The organism is Bradyrhizobium arachidis (assembly GCF_015291705.1).
Lineage (GTDB): Bacteria > Pseudomonadota > Alphaproteobacteria > Rhizobiales > Xanthobacteraceae > Bradyrhizobium > Bradyrhizobium arachidis.
Window position 1 is genome coordinate 2,743,202 of the sequence record NZ_CP030050.1, and the last position, 20,809, is coordinate 2,764,010.

Below are 20,809 nucleotides of genomic sequence, written 5' to 3' on the forward strand. Positions count from 1 at the left end.
ACTGTGTCGGTGAAGGTTCTCCGGGCGTCATCGAGGACGGAGAAATACTCTACAGGATGTTTGTTGATCCCGTAGACGTTGACGAGAACGGCAGACTCGCACGAGCCGCGTTTTCCAAAGCGTATGAAGACGGGCTCAGCATCGTGCGAGAACGCGCCAACGACGCAGAAGTCGAGGCTCTGGCGATCGACATTCTCTCAACCAAGCCCGGACAGCGCACCAAGAAGGTCTTGGCAATTTTCAGATTTCCGTGCGTCTCGGTACGGCGGGAAACGATCAGCTACAATGGCGCCCACGTGCGCGCATTCTGTGTCTACGACCAAACGGTACCCCGTATTTTTCACCAGGACCTCGCGCCTGTTCCGACGCACGGTATCGTCCTGGCAAGGCGGATGTACAAGGCGCCGGTCACTGCACGGCAGTTCGAGAATGACTGCAATCTTGCTCTTCACCGATTAGTTGCAGCTGAGCGGATCGAAGTCACAAACTTTCGCGATGGACTAATCGCTCGCCTCAATGAGCGCTCTGCGGCCGGAGAATTTGTCAGAGCGGCGTGATCATCGGCGGCCCCCGAACGCCTCCGCGGCCTCTTCCTGGAAGTCCGGGTGATGATGTCCATACCCGTTCTCCAGCTGCTCCAGCGTCATGCCTAGCCAGCCGGCAGCCTGCCAGCGGTCGGTGCCCTGCTGCATGAGCCACGTCGCGGCAGTGTGGCGTAGCGAGTGGCGAACGACATCTTCGCCCAGAGCAGCATCCTCAAGGATGCCTTCCCAAGCCGACCGGATCTTGCCGGCGAGCGGCTGGCCGTCATGCATGCGGTTCACAATGAAGCGGATCTCTTCGCTGGGCTTCATGACGCCGGCAGCGCGTAACTCCGCAGAGCGACGTGCGTCGATCTTTCGCCAGCGCACCAGGTGCGGGCGCAGGCGGTTGGCGATCTTGGCTGGCGGACGGCGCTTCTTCGTCTTGCGCTCCTCGGTGCCGCGGCCCTGGTAGATCATTGCATCGAGGTTCATCCAAGGGTGAGTCGTGGTCGCCAGCCATTGCGTACGACGGATCGTCTCTTCGCGCCTTGCGGAATAAAGCCCCACCAGGATGAAGCGCGCAGCCGGCTGGCGCCGGTTGATGATCCAGCGGGGCCGACGCAGCAGGCGCCCATTCTCACGCTTCCAGGACTTTCTCTCAGCATCCCACATATAGCCGAGCGCCGCGCCAAGCAGACGTGCTGCTTCGTTGCGCGTCAGCCAGCGCTGCCGCCCCTCGGTCTTGTCTGGAAGGACGATCTTCGGCACGAAATTGAGGACATGCTCAGCATGATAGGCATTGATTGCGGCTCTCAGATCCTCGAGCCGGCGGCGCGCGGTCTGATCTGAGACGGTCGCGGCTCTTGGTGTGATGCCTTCACGCGTGTTGTTGTCGTTCGGCGTGCCGGTCGACCAATCGACGAAGTCGCGGCAGAGCTGTGCCTTGATGTCCCCGACGCGGCGCTGACCGAAGAAGGTGTTGAGATCGAGCAAACGAATTAGGAGAAGATCATGTTGCTCGAGCGCACGCGGATCATCATCCTTAGGCCGCTTCAGCCTTTCATAGAAGGTTATGACGTCGGCTATCGCGAGAAGGCGAGGGTCGGTCGCACCGACTGTTGAGGTGTGCTTTGTGCCGAGATGAGCTTCGAGCGCCTTCGCTGCGCCATCAGTATCGTCGCGGCCGCAACCTGTGCGGATCTGTCTTCCTCGATCGAGGATGACCCAGACGCCATCGTCTTCTCTGAACCAGAGACGGGGAGGCTTGGCTTTACGGCCCGGCATGTGGGTCTAACCAGCTTTCGTATGGCGCGCGGCGTGGTCAAATCCTTCCCCGCTACACGCGCAATTTCAAGTGCCCCTGAGGCTACGGCGTTCCGGAGAGAGGACAGGGTCAACGGCCCCTGTGGGAAAAACAGAGCTGTCGCCTCGGCCAGGGTAAGTACCTCATCGTCGTCCCATTGCGCCGGATCCGGCCTTGTTTTGACCCGGATAAGCTTGTCTGGCTTCACCAGTAGCCTCCGAACCAGCCTTCGGTGGGATTTACGTTTTCAATGTCTGCCAAGGCGCGGTGTGGGCAATCAAGCGTCGCTCGGACCGGATCGTCTGGCATCGACTGCTACTCCTGCACTATGATCGTTCTGATCGCCGAAGATGAGCGCCAGCCCGCGGGCTTGGGATGCGCTCTCACACCTGATTGCCGTGAGCCTGCATTGATAGTCTGCAATGCTCTTGGCCGCTTCCTGGACCACGGGAAGCCCTTTAAGAACCCTTGTGCCCCAGCCCTCCGGCTGCGCTCGGTCCGGCCAGATGCCAACCACCACGTCGTGGCTCGCGATGACGGACCGAAGCGGCCCCATGGTGCCATCCATGAGGCCGCTATTGCTGTCGGCCAATGCTAAAAGGTCGACCAGTGTCATTTGCCGCATGTAAGAACCAGCCGTCAGGCATATGTGCGAATGGTTGTCGCCACGTTCCTCATGATTGCCTGCAGCTCCCAGCCATCTGCAGTAAAGCAGTGCTCGCTCTCACCGCGACAGGCAAACTCGAGCAGTTGAGCAGCTTCATCAAGGTCGCGCGGCTCGTAGTTTATGATCGAGATTTCAGCTCGCTCGAGGGCGCGAAGCGCCTTCTGTTCTCTGCGTTCGGCTGCTCGCTTGCCCTTGGGGGTTGATCGGACGATCTCGCTCTTCTGGCGCGCATACTCCTCGCGGTAGCCGGCGAACCGCGCGTTGATCCCATCACGCTCGTCGTCCGTAGCCGCGTTCTTCAGCGCCCTAGTGTGGTCTTGATCGATCTCCTCGATCGAATTGTAGAACCAGTCACGAGACGGAATGCGGGAAGGCTCTTCACCGTTAGTGAGGATGGTCATGGCCTTAGTTACGCCGCCGCGAACCTGCGGTGTCCGCTCAGCTCCGGTTGGGAATTTGGCGATAGCATCGGACGCGGCTCGAACCTCGCGTTCCGCAGACCAAAAGGCCTCTAGTAACTGAGAAAGTGAAATTGAGATGGGGTAGGCGAAATTGAGGACGGGACTGGGCGGGGAGATCTGGTTGGTGGGAGTCATGGAAGGTCACCTCCTGTAGCGGACAGGAGCAGTAAGCCCTATTTTGCACCAGTCAGCAAGCCCTTTTTTGCACCATGATCGAAACTGACGGGCTTGGCCCCCGCTCTTTCAGGCCGAAGGGTGGCGGCTATTTGATAATCGATTGTCCAACCAAGCTGCGGCGGCAGAACGATGTCCGAGCCATCGCCAACTCTGCCCAGGTACATGTCGGGAGTCCGATCGTTGCTTCGGTCCAGTGAAGCGAGCCAGGCGTCCCCGTTCGGGCTAAGGAGACATTCGCGGAGGCTGACCTCCGTTCGATTCGCTGCGCGATCCGGCCGAGATATTAAGAGGCGGTCCCCGGAGGCGATCGCTGGCCCATCGAACTCACATCCAATTACCACCGAGCCTCTGGGGAATGCTTGCCCGGGATGATCATAATCAATCAAGTGCGCCACTTTGAGGCGGCGGTAACGCCCAAGAACAGGGACGGTAAGCGGAAATGGAGCGCTAAGTGGCCTGATTGTTGAGCCTCGATCGTCCGCGATGATGGTGCCGGCTACTTGAACGCTTGAAAGCCAGAAGGCGTCCGGATCCACGTGACCTGTAGACGCCGGATCGGGAGATCGAGTCCGCTCCAGGTTGAGTGATGTCGCAGCCGAGAATAGCTTGGCTATGGTGCGAGCTCCGAGGTTGGCACTGGTGTCTTGGCTGGCCAGGAACCTATTGATGTTGGACGGCGAAGCTTGAGCGCTCTTCGCGAACGCTGTGGGTGTAATTTCCAGCGTGCGACAAACCCGCTGGATCCAACGCCGAACGCTATCCGCATCCAGGTCTTGGGGAAGGCGGATCTCATCCAGGCGGTCGAAACCGAGATCATGAAGCGGGCTCATGAGGCCGTTTTATTAGCAGAGAATGCTTGCGGATAGACCCTTTTTAGGGCTTGACCTCCGGCGGGTACTGCCCTAAAAAGAGCTTATGATTGATGTTCAGACCAGCTTAGCGGCTATTGAGAGGGCCGCTCGCACCCACAATGTGGCGATCCGTGCCATCTGTCGAACCGCCGGAATTACTCCTTCCAATTGGGCGCGCTGGCGGCATGGCACTAGCCCAACGATCAAAAAGTGGCTGGCTGTCCAGCGAGCCGTACGACACTTGATCCCGTCGTTCAGTGAACCGGAAACTGCATCGCTCGATAGTACAGCGGACCATGCCGCGCGTTCATCTGGGCGTCCCATTCCCGAAATCGAATTATCGCCGCAGCTCGATGGACTTCCCGCTCAGTGCGGGGAGCCGGATTCGCGCGGTGCCTCACCATCATCAGTAATTTCCTCCTCCGATCAGAAGTGGCGCGAGTGCGCCGAAGGCAAGTCGTAATTCGCGGGTCCGAGCCGTCGCCAAACTGAACGGTCCGCAACAAATCTGAGAAGGCCAATTCTGTGCCCGTCCTCCTGAACATAGGAGCACAGACCATGTTGGATTTTTCCAATAAGAGAGCGGAGATGAAGGCGAGTTCACTCGACGAGGCGGCGGACCTTCTTCGCAAGGTCGCAGGCGAGCGGAAGGCAGACGAGTCACTGAAGTCCGTTTTCCGTAGATTGAGCCGCAAACTCGATGGCTGGACGGATAATCGTATTCAAGACGTTTGGCGCCGCGATAGTCGCATCACGGTTCGCGCGGACGAAATCACGCAGCTCAGGGCGCTTGTCGAGCCGAAGCGAAAGACAGAGAGCATCGATGATTTGGAAGAACTACGAGCTACTGTCGCTCGCCTTGCGCGGTACGAAGCGCTTCTGGAGCGCCTCGACGAGGAATTTTATGGCCCGCAGATTTCTGCGGCGAGCGATCAACTTGGGGAAGCGCGCCGGCTTTTGGGAAAGAGCCGCTCTCGACTATGATCCGGATCTAGAAGACCATCTAAAGAATCGGCGCGGCTAGGGTAGCTCCCGAACGGCTGGTACCGCACCAGCCCGCCGCGCCGGCCACATTGCGGATGCGCCTGCGGGGGTGCGATGCCCGATCGAAGTAAGCTCGGTCCGGACGACTTTGCTGCCGCATTCGAGTCGGCGCCCGAAGACCCGAGAACGCTTGCGGCCCGCGAAGAGCTTGAGCGTTGGCAGGCTTTTGCCGCCGCGCCTTGGGCGAAGCCAGAGACCCTCATGGATGCGATCAGGCAAGCTAGCGAACGGCGGACGATCTGGCTCTTAGAAGCGATTGACATAATGGCCTTCGGCACCGGTGAACCGCCCCAAGCCGCTGTGGAGGCTGCCGCGCGCCGCCTGCAGGCGTGCAGGGCATTATGCCGGGCTGCGGCGGACGGCACCTTCACTCTTATAGGGATGCTTGGTGAACGCTCTGAAAGGGTGGAGGCAATCGCATTAGCCTATTTCGACGCAGACTATAGAATTGGGCGAGGCAGCAACGTGCTCGAATTGGATGCCTCCAGCGTCCCGCCGCAGGATGATGCGAAGTTCGACCGCATGCATCTCGCCAGATGGTTCGATGTTCGGGTTGGCGACAAAGAGGCATTTCTGGCCTGGCTTACGGGGCGCCCAACTCAATCGGCAGATATTCTCGAACAAGCAACGGTCTCCAAAGACCACGCGTTGCGCAGTCGGAAGGGGCAGGGCTCTTTTGCTGCAATGGATGAGGATTTGCTGGAGGAAATGGAGAGGCTGATCGTCGGCCTTAAGGTGGCCTCTGTGCAGGCCGCCGCAGATTCGGTGGCCGACCGGGCTTATGGCGGCGGAGCACGAGAGAGCAAGGCTAGGCGGCTCGCTCGCGCATACAGAAAAAGGGAGCGCTAACTCGCTCCATAGTTCTCCATTCTAATCCATCCACTTTGCGTGTGTTTGCAGCGATATTCCTCGCGTTGATTAGCGAACCACGAGGAGAGAGAATGATCGACGAGCGCCCGCTCCGACGGACTGAAGCCGCCGAATACATCACGGCAAAATTTGGCATTCCGTGCTCGCCAAAGACATTGGCGAAATTGGCCTGTGTCAGTTCAGAAGGCCCTCCATTCAGGAAGGCCGGACGATTTCCCCTCTATTCGAGGCAAGGTCTGGACGAATGGGCGTTAGCCAAGTTTGGTCCGGAAATCCGTAACACCGCCGAGATCCCACAAGCTGCTTAGCCAGTCGGATCTAAGTGCGCCACCTCGTCGCCTAATTCCAGAAAACGAAAAGCCCGGCTAAGCGCTCGCAACGCCGCCGGGCCAAAGAGAAAGTAGCAAATGTTGAGTATCACGTTTTTGCGGAAATTCAACCGCGAACTGCTGCCGTCGAACGTCGCTGTGTTGCAACGGGGCGCTCAATGACGTCCCGCATCGTGAGGGCTCTGCCCAAGGACGCGCAACATCGCATAGTTGCCTGGCGTCACAAAGTGGATGCGAGGGCGAGGGGCTTTGGAAAGCGGCCTCCCGCTGCCAATCTCCGAGCTTGGGAATTGGAGAAGATTTTCCGATATCGGTTCGGCAAGTTCATCCCCTGCAATGCCGACGGACGGGAAGCGTTGCGCGTTATTGCCGAAGCGTATCGCTTCGCCAAGGGCGGAGACCTCCAGAGCAAATTGACGGGCTACGTTCGCGCTCGAGCGCCATGGGCAACGAGTGAGGTTGATGCCATCGCCGCCGCGGCTGCCACCGCGTGTTGGCAGTCGGCCGACGAATTGGCGTGGCGCATCAAACTGAGCCCCATGGAGCGTGAAAGGCTCGAGATCCGCACGATTGGGGCGGTCGGTCTGAATAAGCGTCGGCGGTCGGCTATTCAGAAGACAAAGCACAAGCAACGGGAGAGCGCGCGCCGAAAGGCCAATGGCGCCAAACCGCATGCTGAAAGCTTGAACCGAACGCGCCCTTGGGAGGCCGAGGGAATATCCCGTCGGACCTGGTTCCGGCGCCGAGCACGAGAGGCTGGCACCAATTCGTGCGATGTTTTCTCTTCTAATAGTAATGCGCACGAATCGGTGCCGCCGAGCGCGCGTAGCTTGCGAGACGCGCTTCGCGCTGGCCCTATCGGGCCCGGCCTACGGCCTCGCCGGCCCGAGCAAGTGGATAGTTCAGCGCATTATTTCGAGGAAGGAAGGGAAGTGCAGTCGGAGGCCCGGGCATGAGTCTGAACTGGAGCAAGCGGCGCCCCGTCTACGAACCGTGGTACGCTCGCCTCGATCGCGATCCATTTGCACGCGAGGCGACTAACACCATCAGGCATGGCGTTAGGCCTCCCCCAGCCAAGCCAGCAAAGCCGGAGCTGGTCACACGGCCCGCCGTTAAAACCGCCCCCAAGCCGCATACGGTGGCCCCTGGTGCGCTTTGTCGGAAGTATGCCCTCCGCACCTCCGACGTTGAGAAGGCGCGGGCTGCACTGACTGGCGTGACCAAGGCTATGATCTGGTGTGATGGCGGATGCGCGCCGAAAAACCCCGGCACGATGGGGATGGGCGTCGTCATCCTCAGCGATGAAGTGCGGGTTGAATTCTTCGGCGGCGGCGGGCGCGGCACAAACAACGCGGCCGAGCTGGCCGCGGCGATTATGGCTCTTGAAGCCATCCCCGATGGATGCCGGACAACGGTGATAGCTGAATCGACCTATTTGGTCGACGGCATGACGAAGTGGCGGCACGGCTGGAGGCAGTGCGACTTCAAACGAAGCGGCGTCGACATTCCGAATGCTGACCGATGGCGAAAGTTGGATGCGCTGGCCGCGGGCCGCTCGATCGCATGGAAGTGGGTAAGAGGCCACAACGGCGACCCGATGAATGGGTTGGCCGACAAGCTTGCCGTGCTCGGTCGCACCGGTGGCCGCCATGAATGATACCCACGGCCGACTGATCGAGCTCGAACGTGCGGACGCTGCACGGCGGGCAATCGAGTTCATCATTCGAAAACTCGAGGAATGGGGCACCAATCCGCTATACGCAAAAGCGATCAAAGCCGCGGTGCGCCAGATTCGTGAAAGGTGGGTCTACGAATTTACCGAAACGGTAAATGACATCGTTTGTGCACCTGATGTAAGTTCAACTCATGGCGCGCAAGATGCGCCGCGCGTGGAGCCTGGAAGCAACGCCCAGGGCTTTGACCACTAGTTGAATGGTTCCGTGCTCCCGGAAGGAGCTGCCTGGCAGGCGCAAATGTCTGCCGCCGGAGACCGCGAGGCGACGAAGCGGACGCCATGGGGGAGGCAATCAGCCTCCCCGCAAATCACTCGACCGCATGGCAATCGAGATCCCGACTAGAAACTGAGTTCTCCAAAGGGTGGAGCATGCAGGAAGGCAAGACGCGCTTTGGCGCGAGGATGAATCTGCGCCTGACCGAGCCGCTGGCCGATGCCATCAAACGGGCTGCCGATAAGCGCGTGCAGACGTATGCCGACTATGTGCGAACGGCCACCGTCGAGCGCTTAGGGGCCGATGGCATCGAGATCGAGCGAGGTGCGGCCTGATGACCGTCCGCCTAGTTTGCGCACTGGCGCTCCGCTGTCTCATCATTGGCCTTATCGTCAGCGCTGCGGCGCTCTTATGTGAGGATGGGCGACAAACTGCCTTCGCCTCGGCATTCAGCACAGCCTGGGGGCGATGATCATGTTCAGCGCATCTCTTAAAACTGTTGTCGGCAGTGCCGTGCTCTTCCTGGCGGGCGTGTCAGGAGGTTTCCTGTTTGCGCATGTGAGCCAAGAGCCGATCGAGTGGTACGGCTCCGCAGAATATTGGCAGCGCAGAGCCCTCAGTTATTTCGTTGAGCTCCGGAAAGATCGTGCCCGTGTCGCTCAGTACGATGAACTCGTTCGTGCAAACAAATGTGAGGCTCTGCAATGAAAGCGTCGACAGCTCATATCGGAGCCGCCGCAATTATCGCCCTGGCTATCGCAAATCCAGCTCGTGGAGGAACGTTGCTGCCGCCGGGCGAGCAGACCTTTTTCAACAACGATGGGTCGCCGCTGTCCGCCGGGTGCGTCTATTTCTACGTCCCGGGTACGCTCAGCCCGAAAGCGACCTACACCGACTCGTCCCAGACGATCGCTAATACCAATCCGGTTCAGCTGGATGCGGCTGGCAGGGCAATCATCTACGGCACCGGCACCTATCGCCAGATCGTCAAGGCCACCGGTCCCAATGCGGCAACGCCGTGTTCTCCCGCTGGCGCTCAAATCTGGGACCAAATCACCGCAAGCACGGACTCATCGGCGACCATCTTTGCGGGCGCGAGCGTCGGCACTCCGAACGCGATTACCGTCAACGCTCCTTCGTTCTCTGGCACTGACGGCCAGGTTATCAATTACATCTCGACCAACACGAACACGGGCCCGGCGACCTTCAACCCCTCCGGTTTCGGCGCGGTCCAGATCGTCCGAGACTCCTCGACCGGCCCGCAGGCCCTGACCGGCGGCGAGCTCGTCGCCACTAACGCGGTCTCGCTGATCTATGACGCGACTGCCGGCACGTTCCACATTCTTTCTCCAGTCAACTGGCCAAACACATCCGGCGTGCCTGTCGGCACAGTCATCACCACCGCAGGATTTACGGCACCAACGAACTACGCGTTCGCCTATGGTCAGGCCGTCAGCCGCACCGCGTTCTCTGCACTGTTCTCGTCGCTTACCCTTGCGCAATCAGGATCGATTAGCAGTGGCAGCCCGACCATCACTGGCGTTGCTGATATTACGCAGCTTGGGTCTGGAATGCCTGTCGAGGCGTTGGGCATCCCAGCAGGGACCACCATCACTGGATGCTCCGGCACCTCCTGCACGATGTCCGCAAACGCGACCTCGACCAGAACCGGGACAATCACGTATTTCGCTTATGGCAATGGCGACGGGTCGACGACGTTCAATCTGCCGGACTATCGCGGGCGCATCATGGTTGCTCGCACCAACATGGGCGGGGCGGACCCCGGCACTTTGACGAGCACCTACTATGGCACGTCGCCGACCGCGCTGGGCAATCCGGGCGGCGCACAATCGTCCACTCTCGTAACGGCAAATCTTCCGCCGTACACACCTGCGGGCTCAATCACGAACGGCGCCATCACTGTTGTCCCTGCAGGGTCATCCTTCCTTCCGAACAATGGCGGTAGCATCATTTCCAACAGCTCGCCGAGTGGCGTGTTCGGTGGATCTGGAACGCTTTCAGCTTCGCAAGCCACGTCGACTTTCTCCGGTACGGCGCAGGGTGGCATCAGTTCGGCATTCTCTCGCGTTCCGCCATCGAAGATCGTCAACTACGCAATCCGGCTGACGCCTTAATCAGGACATCATGCTCATGATTTCACGACGTTTGCTTGCAGCAGCTGCGATCCTGTGCGCGATGCTGGTCCCAGTGCACGCCCAAAAGACGAAGGCGCAGCTCAATACGGAAATCGGCGCGAACTTCCCCGACCAAACCGCCGGCCAGATCACGCCTCAAAACTTGAGGACAGTGACTCAGGACATCGTCAACTCGATCATGCCGACCGCCCCGGTGACTGCGAATTCCGTGCCGTGTTTTGACGGAACCACCGGTCTGTTGAAAGGCTGCGGCTCGGGGGCCCTGACGGTCCAGGACCTCAACACGATCCGCTTTGCGAGCCAGTACGGGCAGGCTGATTGGTGCGCTAATCTGGTGGCGGCGGTTAATGATATTGGTAACGCGCCTGGAACAATCGTCGTCGATTCTGCTGCTGGGCCTAATGCCTGTAGCGCTGGAAGTACGATTCAGCTTGGATCAAACCACCGGATCGAGTTTGTTTCTGGGAATGTGTACGTCCTGAATCAGACCTTGCAGTTCGGCAATAACGGCACGGCGTTGGTCGGCGTCGGCGGCGGTAATGGCGGCAACGCGCCGATCAATACCGGCGTCGTACTGAAGTGGATCGGCGGCACCGGCTGCACGATGATCTATATGTTCAATACGTCATTCAGTCAGTTTCGGAATATCGGTCTCGACGCAAACAACACATTGAATTGCGTCGGCATCATGATGGACTCGAACAACAATCCAATCACGACGCGGAACATTTTGGAGCAGTTTGAGATCACCGGCACTCACGTCGGAATTGTGGTTGGTTCGGCCGACACTTCAGCGGTCAGCGGTGGTTCCTGCAGCGCCATGCCCTCCCAGAGCGGCTGCAGTGAAAACGATTTCTTTGCGATCCGGCATTTCCAGATCTTCGGTAACTGCTCGGATACGGCGGCAGAAGGCATCAGGATCAACAGCCTAAATGCTGCGCAAAATTCGCTGATCGGCTACGCGAATATGCAGTGCGTCAACGTCGGCGTCCGCATGATCAACATGAACGATAATCTGACGATCACTGGCGTGAATTCGGGAAGTGCGATCGGCTCCGACGCAACCCTGTTCCGGATTGAAAGTACTGTTATCAACGGTCCTGATCTAATTTCGAATGAAAGCGAGGCGGGGTCGTTCTCGGTTGTTGACCATGCGGTTGGGGGCGCTCAGACGTGGGCCTATAATCAGTGGAATCAGCCCTGCACGTCGGATGGCGGTGCGATCATCGCGTCCATCTCGAATCTCAGCAGCGCCGGCAACTGCACCGCAAGCGGCACGGTGAAGGTCAAATCGATCGGCGACAATCCAGAGAATCTGTGGACCACCAGCGGCAGCGGAGTGGTTGATTATGTGCCGTCCTCCGGACAGCCTCTGCCTGGGGGCAAGGGAGGAACAGGGCTGACGTCGTATACGACCGGGGATCTCATCGTTGCTAGCGGCGCCACGGCCCTGTCCAAGCTGGCAGACGCTGCGACAGGCAGCGTCCTTTGCTCCGGCGGAGCAGGTGTCGTGCCCGCTTATTGCAAGGTGACATCGTCTCACGTCAACGCGGCGACTGGCTCTGGCTCGTTCGTATTCGCGACATCACCGACCCTGACCACACCCAGCATCGGTGCTGCGACCTATACGAGCTTGCAGAATACCGCAAACCTTCTCGCCACGATTAGCGCGGAAAAAGCCGGCGGCGACCTCTTTGCCTATCGCTTCAGCTCCGGTACCCCGCGTATGACCTTTGGTGCGGGTGGCGGCTCAGGCTCGCCGTTCTTCGGCTCCAATATCGTGTGGTCTGGCTCGGGGAATGTGTGGAACTACGACACTACCGGTTCAGCGTGGTGGCTTGGAAACCTTCCTGGATTCGCAGAGGCGTTCGCACTGTGCGCGAACAGCGGAACATCAGGCACGGCGGTTGGATCGGATACTACGACCCGCTGCGGGTTCTTCTTGGGCACCAACGGAATGTCAATCCTCGGTAATGCCAACGGCGCAAGCCAGCCGACCGGCACGACCAGCGAATTTGCTACCGTGAAGGCAAGCGCTAGCGGGACTGCGCCTGGTGCCGGGTACTGCAAAATCGGGACAGTCGCTGGGACGAACGCCGGTACTTGCAAGCTGGTCGCATATTGCGGGACGAGTACGACGCCCACTACGATCATCGATAATGTGGGTGGCGGGTGCTGATGGTACGTCATGGAAGCTGGGCTGAGTGATCGGTATGGTGAGTTCGAGTGAAGCGGCCGTCCGAGCGCAAGCGAGGCGCGAGGTCGAGTTAGGAGAGCTTAACGCGAAGTTCGCCGCCGTTGATACTGCGGGCCTCACGGAGTTTGGCAGCAGGTGGGATCAAGCGAAGCGAAACCTCTCGCTGCTCGACGATGGCGGCAACATTCCCCAAGAGATCCTGCAAGTCGCACTTGAAACAGAGAATCCGGTCAGAGCCCTGCTCGAGTTGAGCAAGGATCTCGAGCTCGCCGACCAACTTATGGAAATGCCTCCGATCAAACGGGCGATCGCCATCGACAAGATCGCCTCACGCAAATCTGCGGAGCACCGGCAGCCGAGGATCCCGGCTGCCATTGAGCCTCTGGGCAGCCGCGACGATCGTCCTTCTGATCGCGATTCGGATGAGGAGTGGAATCGGAAGGAAGAGCTCCGCGAGCGCAAGCTGCGTGAACAGCGGCGGCAAGGGGGGCGTTGATGGCTGGGCAGATGACCAGTGACGATATCTTCGAACGCTATTCTCGAGGCGCTACCATGCCCGTCCCGGCATCTGCGCCAACAGATGACGACATCTTCAGCCGATACGAGCGCAAGGCTGAAGAACGAGCATCTGAGCGGCCGAGGGAGCGGGTTGTTGAGCGGCCTCGTCCACGTGGCGATGTGGCCGATATGTCCGGCTTCAACAACCGGATGGTGTCGAGCATCCCCGTCGTCGGCCCGCTATTCGACAAGGCCACTGCTGCAGCCGGCGCGACGATCCAGCCTCTATTCGTCAAACCGCGCAACCTGAATGACCTTGTAACGGGCGAGACGCGCCCAGGAAGTCAGCCAAACTGGATTGACCGATATCACGCAAATCTTGCCATGCAGGATGAGGCGAACCGACACTATGCGGAAGAGCGGCCGATCGCCTCTACCGCCGCTGATATCGCGGGGACTGGCTTATTGCTTGGTCCAGCGTCTCAGACGAGTCTTGGCGCCCGCATGATGGGCCTTCGCGGCAATTCTCTGGGTGCTCGTGTGTACCAGGGCGCAGCCGGTATGGGGGCTCTTGAGACGACCAGCCAGCTTTTGAAGGGCAATAATCCACTCGACCAGGGCTTCCTGGGGCCCGTGCCTATCGCCGCTGCAGGTGGCGCATTGGGGCCCATGTTCGGCGAGGCGATTTCCTCGGGTGCAAATCAGCTCATGCATTGGCTTCCGCGGCGAACGGGTGAGCTCGCAGGAGTCAATTCCGTTGGTCGCAACATGCTCGTAAACGCTCTTGAGGGCGAGACGCCAGCCTCGATCGCGGAGGCCAAGCGGAGGTTTGGTCCCTCCGGCATGCTTGCGGACGTTAACCAGGCGGCTACCGACCTCGCTGGCGGTCTCGCAGATATCCCCGGGCCCCATAAGCAAATTGTGCGGGAAGCGTTCAGGCAACGAGCGGCGGGGCAGGGCTCCCGCATCATGCAGTCATTGGATCAGAATACGGTCCCTCACGTTCCTGTCGCCGATATGACTAGGGCGATCGAACAGGCGCGCGCCACAGGAGCCGACCCGCTATACAATCAATTCCGCACCATGGCCGTGCAGCCGACCAAGGAGATCAAGGCGCTGATTCCGCGGCTGGAGAAGGCAGGCGCATTTGACTTGGCCGAGGAGCTTTCGGGCATCTCCGGAAACCCGATCAATCGGAAGTTTTTTACCGGCGGCCCGCAGAAGGAATTCCCGACCGCGGAAACCTGGGATTACGTGAAGCGCGGCCTCGATCGCCGAATCTCGCAGTCTCTTGACAAGGCTAAACCGGACAAAGAGCTGGCCCGAGAGCTGCTGAACCTGAAGAGTGAGCTTATCTCGGAAATCGACAAGACGCCTGCCGGCAAGGTTTGGCGGCAGGCGAGAGAGACTTACGCAGAACATTCTGAGCTGCTCCACCAAATCGAGGAAGGTCAGAAAACCTTTGCGCGCAACACCCGATATGACGAGCTCGCACACGAGCTGATTAATCTCTCGACGCCGGAGCGTGCGGCGCGGCTTCAGGGAGCTCGGGACGCTATCCAGCAAGTTATCGAGAACAGCGTGCGTGGCGACACCACTGCGCGCAATATGCTGCTCAGTCGGGCTGGTCGACAAAAGCTGGAGCTGCTATTCGGCCAGAAACGCGCCGATCGACTGGTGACCGACCTTGAAGCAGAAGTTCTTGGCAAGGGGAAGGTCGAGAACGTCATCGGCGGCAGCCAAACGACACCTAAGCGCGAACGTGTCGGCGCGATGCTGCCGGCGCCCAGCGAGATGGGCTATGTGTCCAACTTGGACATCACCAGGCCGGCCTCGTTCATCCCTGATTGGATGAAGCCTCAGACTATCCTGGAGGGAGCAAGGGCGCAGCGCTACTCAGACGCATACAGCCAGATTGCCCCACTGCTCACCCGCAAGATGGGGGATCACAATTTCAACGCCCTGACAGGAGAGCTTTTATCCGATCATCTAAGGTTGTCTGATCTTCAGAAGCGTCTGGACCGAATGGGTCGGGCTGCGACTCTTGCCAGCGCCGTATCCGGTCCAGCTCTGCATAATAAGCTTCTTGACGACGGCGATACTCGAGGATCGCGTTCGCGATCCCAGAGATGACGTGGGTAACGATCAACACGCCCAGCGTACCGAGAACGCTATTTTCGTAACCCAGCACACGGGCAGAAACGATGACGGTAAACGAGAGAGCAATTGCCGGAAGGACCACGTATCCGGTTCTGGTGAGGATCGGTTCTCGAGGCATGCGAGTGCTGAAGCCTTCAGTGGCGGGTGGTCTTGAAGTGAAGATGTAGCGCAGATTGCTGCAGGTCAATTCCCCGTCCTCTGAAAATCAACGGAAATATCCGACACATAGAGGCATGGAAGCTCGCGCAAACCGCGAGCATGGATCGAAGAGAGACGAGATGTATCAAAATCCTGAACGGACGGAATACGAAGCGCTAGTTTCCCGCCTCCGCGGGCACTATGGAAACATTGATATCGGCGGTTATAGCCACAATGACCTGCTGAGGCTCAGAAAGCTGGATGCTCAGCGTGCGGCCGATGTGGCAAGGGCCCAGGCTGCTCAGCCCCTCAACGAGGCGATAGGTCATCTCAATGCCGCCCATCGGCGGGCAATTGCGGCTTGGCAGAAGATCGAGGAAGGACGGAAGAGCATCGCTGGAAACACGCGGGAGCACCAGATCCTTGGCTTCGACATGGCCCTTATTGAGCCCATCGAAATGCCGAAGAAGGTGGAGGCCTCCGCGGCAACCATCGAGGCGAACGACGAAGCCACGGCTGACATGTCCAGGGTGGCGGACTCACTCGAGGCCAGGGCTCGGAAGATCAATAGCGCCGTGTCGCAGTGGGCCAATTACACGCCGGACCAGCAGAACCGGGCGTTGATCCTAGCCATCGCCGATCGGCTCGGCATGTAGGCGTTGATGGATGAATAAGCCGAAGCGCAAAGGATCTCGGGCAAGAAAACCCGCTAGTCAGCGCAGTCGGCGAGGGGCTGAGGCCGTTATCCCAGCCCTCCCGGTGAAGGCCGACAAGCCGCAAGCCCAGGACCGCCTCCAGGCCCTTCCACTAACGGTGACTCTGGACATAGAGAAATCCCTTCGGGGCGCACTCAAACCCATTGGGGGCTCAAAGTCCGACAATTGGAATGAATTGGTCGTAAATCAGGCGATCGGTACTCTGTGGGAGACCCAGCACGAGAGCGACAATCAGGCCCGAAGGGATGGGATTCTTACCGGCCTTCTTTGCATGAAGCCGCGGGACGAGTTCGAAGGCATGCTGATTGCTCAGATGATCGGGGCTCACAACGCGGCGATGGAATGCCACCGACGAGCAATGCTCCCCGATCAGCCTTTTGTTGGCCGCTCAGAGGCACTGACGCAGGCAAATAAGCTCTCCCGCACTTTCGCCGCCCTCTTGGAGGGTCTCAACCGCCACCGGGGCAAGGGCCAGCAAAAGGTGACCGTCGAGCACGTGCACGTTCACGCGGGCGGCCAAGCTGTGGTTGGAGTTGTGGAGACCCAGGGGGCTGGGGGGCTCAGGAAATTGGAGGATCAACCCCATGCATTGCGGAGCGAAGACCCGGAGCGGGAAGCCCTGCCAATCCCTCGCGATGCCTAACGGTCGTTGCAGGATGCATGGGGGACCATCACCCGGAGCTCCAAAAGGCAACCAGCACAACTTCAAGCACGGGCACTATTCGGCCGAGGCTATCGCGAGAAGGCGAGAAATATCCGCACTGATAAGAGTCGCCCGCGATGTGATCCGGAACGGTGCCAACTGATGCGGGCGGGTTCTAACCAGACTCCTCGGAGCGGACGGTGTCGGGCTCGCTATCCCCGCGTGCGGGAGATCTGCGCTGAACTCGGCTTGGAAGTCATCCCGACGAACCAGAGGTTGAGACCGGGGCAGACCAAGGCAGAGTCGGTGCTCCATACCCTCTATGAAGACCATGGCGAGGGACACCTCGTGCTGCTCCTCCGAACACTCTTGGAGACTGAAGGCAACTCTCTCCACATCAACGACTTCGTCTTGAGGGGACTAAGCGATGTGATGCTGGCCCATCCTGAATGGCCCCAGAAGGGCTTAGCGTGGCTCGAGGCTTTCGATTCCATCGATCTGGGCCAGATCCGCGCCCAAGCCAGAGCGAGCCGCGGGGTGCTTCCGCAGCGCTATGGCGTGGCCGCTGGGCTCTTCAGAGAACTGGCAAACATCTTCGCCGCGCCGCCGAAGGCGGAACGGCCAAGTCCTGCTAAGAAGCTGCCGCGGTCGGTGACTCGTGTCGCTGAGAACCGAGCCAAGATCGAGCTCGGGCGAAAGCTCCTGGCACTTAGGGAGCGTACCCCGAATAACCGAAAATTCGGTGAGCTCGTGCGGACCCAGTTCGATATTGACGCAGGTCGAGCAGCGGAGGCTATGCGAGTCTGCCGTCTCTATGGCGATCGAGACGAAATTTCCTCCCGCATGTCCTGGGCGGGATTGCTGGCTCTTTCGGCTTCGACACTGCCGGACGACGCCCGCATAGGTCTGGAGGGGCGCATCACTATTGGTGAGCGCATCAGTCTGCGCCGCATTGCTGAAGCGCAGATGAAGCGATGAAGTACCAGGAATAGAACGGGCTTAAAACGCTGCAAAGCCTGCCAATCAGCTACACGGCAAGCTCCACAAACATTGAGTTCGAGGTTGAGAACTATTCGTGGAAGTTCATGAGGGACGGCGAGACCCGGGGCATTGAAGACCCCAAGAAGCCTAATCACGGCATGTCAGCGGTTCGGTACGGTCTCACTATATTGGTGGGTCCAGGGACCAGTTACGATCCTCATCGTAAGGAACGGGAAGGTATCGGAGTATCCGTGACCAGGCGGAAGCTAAAACAGAACGGGGCTCGTTAGCACGGGTACCCGGTTTTGGATCTCTATCGACCTCAGTCCAAAACCGATTGCGCTTCATTAGAATTTTAGGCCGTGTGTCAAATCGTGCTCGTTGCAATTCCGCATTAGGCTGTCGGTCCCTTTCTATCTGATGACCTGCAGTAACAGTCTTTTGCCACCGCACTGCGTCTGTTGCTGCCAACTCGAACCTGATACAGACAAGCATTGAGGCTCGGCCTCCCTTCCTGTTTGCGTTGCCTCCTTTGGCCGCAATCGTCGCCTCTTCATTCTCAAATTTCAGTGTTTTAGACAATGCGTCGTAGGGCTTCACGACCGTTTGCTCGAAAGCAAATGGGATCTCGGTTCTTACCTCCCAATCGTCGCATTCTGGATCGGAAGCATAGTGCCGTTGGATTAAAAGCATTTTCATACTCGTAACTACCACGGGGCGGCTTCCTGAATTGATGAAGGTCAGACCGGGAGGTGGCCGAACTTTGAAGTTTTCGCCGTCGGGCTTAATAAAAGGACTGTCTATGACGACACTAAGTTCGTCGCTGTGGTAGAGGAACGTGTAGAAGGCCGTAACCGATGACAGGATCAGACCGGCCCAAGCAGTGGGTGAACCAATCCACTGTTGCCAATTTTTATCGGACCGCCTTTTCTTTGGCTCGTTCAAGCGCTTCCTGAACGCTTCCAACCTTTCATTCATTGTCCCCACTCCCCGGGGTTGCAATGCGCGGGATGCTATGCTGATTGCATATGAAAATCACCCTCTGGATCGCGTCAAATTATCTGCTTTCTACATCTTCTGCCGCATCGTGGGACACAGAAAGCAGCGCGCATCAGTCCGCAATATCGGGGTTTTGCATGAAGGCACCGTCGCCTCGGAAATGATGCGAGTTGTTCGCTGCTACGGCGAGCAGGAGGGAATTGTGCGCCGACTGTCATGGCGGGCTCTCGTGGCCCTTTCTGGCCCCGCGCTGCCGGCCGAGGTTCGCCATAGTCTGGATCAGCGCATTCTCGCGGGTGAGCGCATCAGCCTATCCAGGATCGCAGAGGCTCACCGGGGCCACAGCTAAATCAAATCAAAGCATTCAATGCTCTCCGGCGCACCGACGAACATTTAAGGCCCTTCGCGGCCCAGTTGGTTGGACGTTCAGAATGTTCCTATGGAATCTTCCTCACGTCAGGCAACTTAACCGGTACGGGCTGCATTGCGCCCCGGAGAACGTATTGTTCACCGGTTAGGATCTGTCTAAACACTGCCCTCGGTGAACAGTTGCTCGACAGCTTAAAGATCGTGTCGGGCATTTTGTAATCGTCCTCAGATAGTATAGGCATAACGGAAGAGTGGGGATCGGACGCGAGATCCTCGACCAGCTTCTCGCTAAAAAATCCTTGTTTCCTAAACGGCCGATCGTCGCCGGGGACCGCCCTTCGAAGGATGTGGAACTGCTCTACCTGAAGGTCCCACGCAGTTTTGCTCTTGAAGTCGGACGAGCTCGGCATGTACCGATCCTTCGCTTCCCTGACCTCGGCAAAGGTCTTCATCGTGGCCAGAGCGTGCTTGAAGTAATATTCCCGCTTCCATCTCTCATTCTCGAGCAAGTCGAATTTATCTGCCGCAGCGTCAGCATCGGACATGCACTTCTGTACCTGACTGAAGTAACTTCCGGCCGCCGTGACAAATAGTGCGGTGAGAACCCAGAGGAATAGGGGGCTGTTCAATACGGCCGAGATTCGACTCGCTTTGGGCTGGTGCATCGCTCCGTAAAGCCGAGCGTTGCGCAGCTTTTCGTACTTCGGCATCCGCATTACGACTTCTCCCGTCAAGGCTGTGCCATGGCAAAGCAAGCGGTTGGGGCACCGGGCCCGCTGAGGAGAGCAGTCTAGCGAGCTTCAGCGGGCCACTGAAGGCGATCAACGACGAACAGCAGAAGATTTGGCGAGTTGGTGGGGAGCCGTCGATGTGAAACCACCCGAGCGCCCGCGGCAATACGGATCTGTTTGAGACTCGGCTTGTTGCGAGCTAAAAGGAACCAGTGCGCTTCGCCGACGCTTGCTTCTGAAAGGAGTAAGTCATGGCTGGTCTAAGCGAAGAAGAAATCCGCGTTCGAGCGTATCATCTCTGGACAGAGGCCGGGGAGCCGGCGGGACAGATGGACACATTTTGGTACGAGGCTGAGAAGCAGCTTCTTGCCGAGCGAAGGGAATTGGGCGAGGTGCCCCCGGGGTTGACTGACAATCTGCCAGTCTGAGCCCGAATCGCCATCTAATCAATTGAAAATGATAGGATTTGCGATCTTCTCCCACAGAGGATCGCTGATCGCGGATCGTACCCCTTTTCGGGTGACAGTCCGAAGAAATGCGTTGCCCCCTCGGACTTCAGATTGAGCGCGCGCGAGGAAATCCTCCAGCTCAAGCGGGCCGGGATAGGGACGGCATCGGCCGAAGCCCTCCTTGCGCGGATGCAAGCGAAGTCGGATGAACTTTGTGCCCAACGGGATGAGAAGAAAGCTGACCGCGCGAGATCAAACCGTGGGTACTTGGGGGACGGAAATGGTGAGGGTTCACCCGTAGTATTTTTCGGACTGGGAAAATCCGCCCGAATACATCAAGGCGCTGGAGCTTGTCCGAAGGCTCGGTACCCGTGAGGGCTGGTGTCACGACCACGTCCTCGCCATCCAGGTCGCGGTCGATCAGTACGCCGAGGCCGCGCTGGGCAACCGTGAGTTCTTTCTCAACAAGCCGTACAGCATCGCGCCTCGGAGCCAGACTGATATCCCCTAGTTACTTCTTCTCGGCCTGACCGTGGTTCGTGCCGCTTTCCGGGCCGATGTAGATGCCGGTACGCATGCGCTTCTTCCAGGTGCCAT

Annotated in this window: 23 protein-coding genes; 18 read left to right on the forward strand and 5 right to left on the reverse strand. The window is 58.9% G+C overall.

Going from position 1 to position 20,809, the window contains the following annotated elements; translation table 11 throughout:
- Positions 1 to 56 precede the first annotated feature (56 nt).
- Positions 57 to 557, forward strand: coding sequence for a hypothetical protein (locus tag WN72_RS12635; protein ID WP_143130717.1), 501 nt, complete (start codon positions 57 to 59; stop codon positions 555 to 557).
- Here the strand turns inward: WN72_RS12635 and WN72_RS12640 are convergent, their stop codons facing one another.
- From WN72_RS12640 to WN72_RS46500, 4 genes are all read right to left on the reverse strand, one after another.
- Positions 558 to 1,808: a site-specific integrase gene (locus tag WN72_RS12640; protein WP_143130718.1), complete on the reverse strand. Its 1,251-nt coding sequence runs from the start codon at positions 1,806 to 1,808 to the stop codon at positions 558 to 560.
- A 296-nt stretch (positions 1,809 to 2,104) separates the two neighbouring features.
- Positions 2,105 to 2,443, reverse strand: a complete 339-nt coding sequence (locus WN72_RS12645) for a hypothetical protein (protein WP_143130719.1) — start codon at positions 2,441 to 2,443, stop codon at positions 2,105 to 2,107.
- Between the two features lie 23 nt (positions 2,444 to 2,466).
- Positions 2,467 to 3,090 carry a hypothetical protein gene (locus WN72_RS12650; RefSeq protein WP_143130720.1) on the reverse strand — a complete coding sequence of 208 codons (624 nt, stop codon included), beginning with the start codon at positions 3,088 to 3,090 and terminating at the stop codon, positions 2,467 to 2,469.
- Positions 3,091 to 3,128: 38 nt separating this feature from the next.
- Positions 3,129 to 3,296 (reverse strand): hypothetical protein, encoded by a 168-nt coding sequence (locus WN72_RS46500; RefSeq protein WP_167381014.1) that lies wholly within the window; start codon positions 3,294 to 3,296, stop codon positions 3,129 to 3,131.
- A 1,245-nt stretch (positions 3,297 to 4,541) separates the two neighbouring features.
- Between WN72_RS46500 and WN72_RS12655 the strand changes: the two genes are divergently transcribed.
- The 16 genes from WN72_RS12655 to WN72_RS12725 all read left to right on the forward strand — a co-directional run bounded on the left by WN72_RS12655 (position 4,542) and on the right by WN72_RS12725 (position 19,012).
- Positions 4,542 to 4,967, forward strand: a complete 426-nt coding sequence (locus tag WN72_RS12655; protein ID WP_092217949.1) for a hypothetical protein — start codon at positions 4,542 to 4,544, stop codon at positions 4,965 to 4,967.
- A gap of 114 nt (positions 4,968 to 5,081) precedes the next feature.
- A complete protein-coding gene (locus WN72_RS12660; protein WP_092217924.1) occupies positions 5,082 to 5,876 on the forward strand; it encodes a hypothetical protein in 795 nt (264 codons plus the stop codon).
- A 92-nt stretch (positions 5,877 to 5,968) separates the two neighbouring features.
- A complete protein-coding gene (locus WN72_RS12665; protein ID WP_092217925.1) occupies positions 5,969 to 6,205 on the forward strand; it encodes a hypothetical protein in 237 nt (78 codons plus the stop codon).
- Positions 6,206 to 7,178: 973 nt separating this feature from the next.
- The gene (locus WN72_RS12670; protein WP_092217926.1) at positions 7,179 to 7,883 is read left to right on the forward strand and encodes a ribonuclease H family protein; all 705 of its coding nucleotides are present in this window, start codon (positions 7,179 to 7,181) and stop codon (positions 7,881 to 7,883) included.
- Positions 7,876 to 8,154 carry a hypothetical protein gene (locus WN72_RS12675; protein WP_143130721.1) on the forward strand — a complete coding sequence of 93 codons (279 nt, stop codon included), beginning with the start codon at positions 7,876 to 7,878 and terminating at the stop codon, positions 8,152 to 8,154. The genes WN72_RS12670 and WN72_RS12675 overlap by 8 nt, the downstream gene beginning before the upstream one ends.
- A gap of 176 nt (positions 8,155 to 8,330) precedes the next feature.
- Positions 8,331 to 8,510, forward strand: coding sequence for a hypothetical protein (locus tag WN72_RS12680; protein WP_092217927.1), 180 nt, complete (start codon positions 8,331 to 8,333; stop codon positions 8,508 to 8,510).
- A 139-nt stretch (positions 8,511 to 8,649) separates the two neighbouring features.
- A complete protein-coding gene (locus tag WN72_RS12685; protein WP_143130722.1) occupies positions 8,650 to 8,883 on the forward strand; it encodes a hypothetical protein in 234 nt (77 codons plus the stop codon).
- Positions 8,880 to 10,310, forward strand: a complete 1,431-nt coding sequence (locus tag WN72_RS12690; RefSeq protein WP_143130723.1) for a tail fiber protein — start codon at positions 8,880 to 8,882, stop codon at positions 10,308 to 10,310. Before WN72_RS12685 ends, WN72_RS12690 begins: the two co-directional genes overlap by 4 nt.
- Positions 10,311 to 10,320: 10 nt before the next feature.
- Complete coding sequence (locus WN72_RS12695) at positions 10,321 to 12,510, forward strand: hypothetical protein (RefSeq protein ID WP_167381015.1); 2,190 nt, start codon at positions 10,321 to 10,323, stop codon at positions 12,508 to 12,510.
- A gap of 25 nt (positions 12,511 to 12,535) precedes the next feature.
- Positions 12,536 to 13,024 (forward strand): hypothetical protein, encoded by a 489-nt coding sequence (locus WN72_RS12700; RefSeq protein WP_143130725.1) that lies wholly within the window; start codon positions 12,536 to 12,538, stop codon positions 13,022 to 13,024.
- The gene (locus WN72_RS12705; protein WP_143130726.1) at positions 13,024 to 15,159 is read left to right on the forward strand and encodes a hypothetical protein; all 2,136 of its coding nucleotides are present in this window, start codon (positions 13,024 to 13,026) and stop codon (positions 15,157 to 15,159) included. The genes WN72_RS12700 and WN72_RS12705 overlap by 1 nt, the downstream gene beginning before the upstream one ends.
- Positions 15,160 to 15,464: 305 nt before the next feature.
- Complete coding sequence (locus WN72_RS12710; protein WP_092217933.1) at positions 15,465 to 15,980, forward strand: hypothetical protein; 516 nt, start codon at positions 15,465 to 15,467, stop codon at positions 15,978 to 15,980.
- A gap of 103 nt (positions 15,981 to 16,083) precedes the next feature.
- Positions 16,084 to 16,683 (forward strand): hypothetical protein, encoded by a 600-nt coding sequence (locus tag WN72_RS12715; RefSeq protein ID WP_244553868.1) that lies wholly within the window; start codon positions 16,084 to 16,086, stop codon positions 16,681 to 16,683.
- Positions 16,625 to 16,846 (forward strand): HGGxSTG domain-containing protein, encoded by a 222-nt coding sequence (locus WN72_RS47830; RefSeq protein ID WP_092217934.1) that lies wholly within the window; start codon positions 16,625 to 16,627, stop codon positions 16,844 to 16,846. The genes WN72_RS12715 and WN72_RS47830 overlap by 59 nt, the downstream gene beginning before the upstream one ends.
- Before the next feature lie 86 nt (positions 16,847 to 16,932).
- On the forward strand, positions 16,933 to 17,661 hold the full coding sequence (locus WN72_RS12720) for a hypothetical protein (RefSeq protein ID WP_092217935.1): 729 nt from the start codon (positions 16,933 to 16,935) through the stop codon (positions 17,659 to 17,661).
- Between the two features lie 1,018 nt (positions 17,662 to 18,679).
- Complete coding sequence (locus WN72_RS12725) at positions 18,680 to 19,012, forward strand: hypothetical protein (RefSeq protein WP_092217936.1); 333 nt, start codon at positions 18,680 to 18,682, stop codon at positions 19,010 to 19,012.
- A gap of 88 nt (positions 19,013 to 19,100) precedes the next feature.
- On the opposite strand, the gene WN72_RS12730 is transcribed toward WN72_RS12725, so the two are convergent.
- A complete protein-coding gene (locus WN72_RS12730) occupies positions 19,101 to 19,748 on the reverse strand; it encodes a hypothetical protein (RefSeq protein WP_092217937.1) in 648 nt (215 codons plus the stop codon).
- A gap of 266 nt (positions 19,749 to 20,014) precedes the next feature.
- On the opposite strand from WN72_RS12730, the gene WN72_RS12735 reads away from it, so the two are divergent.
- Positions 20,015 to 20,191 (forward strand): DUF2934 domain-containing protein, encoded by a 177-nt coding sequence (locus WN72_RS12735; RefSeq protein ID WP_092217938.1) that lies wholly within the window; start codon positions 20,015 to 20,017, stop codon positions 20,189 to 20,191.
- Positions 20,192 to 20,809 lie beyond the last annotated feature (618 nt).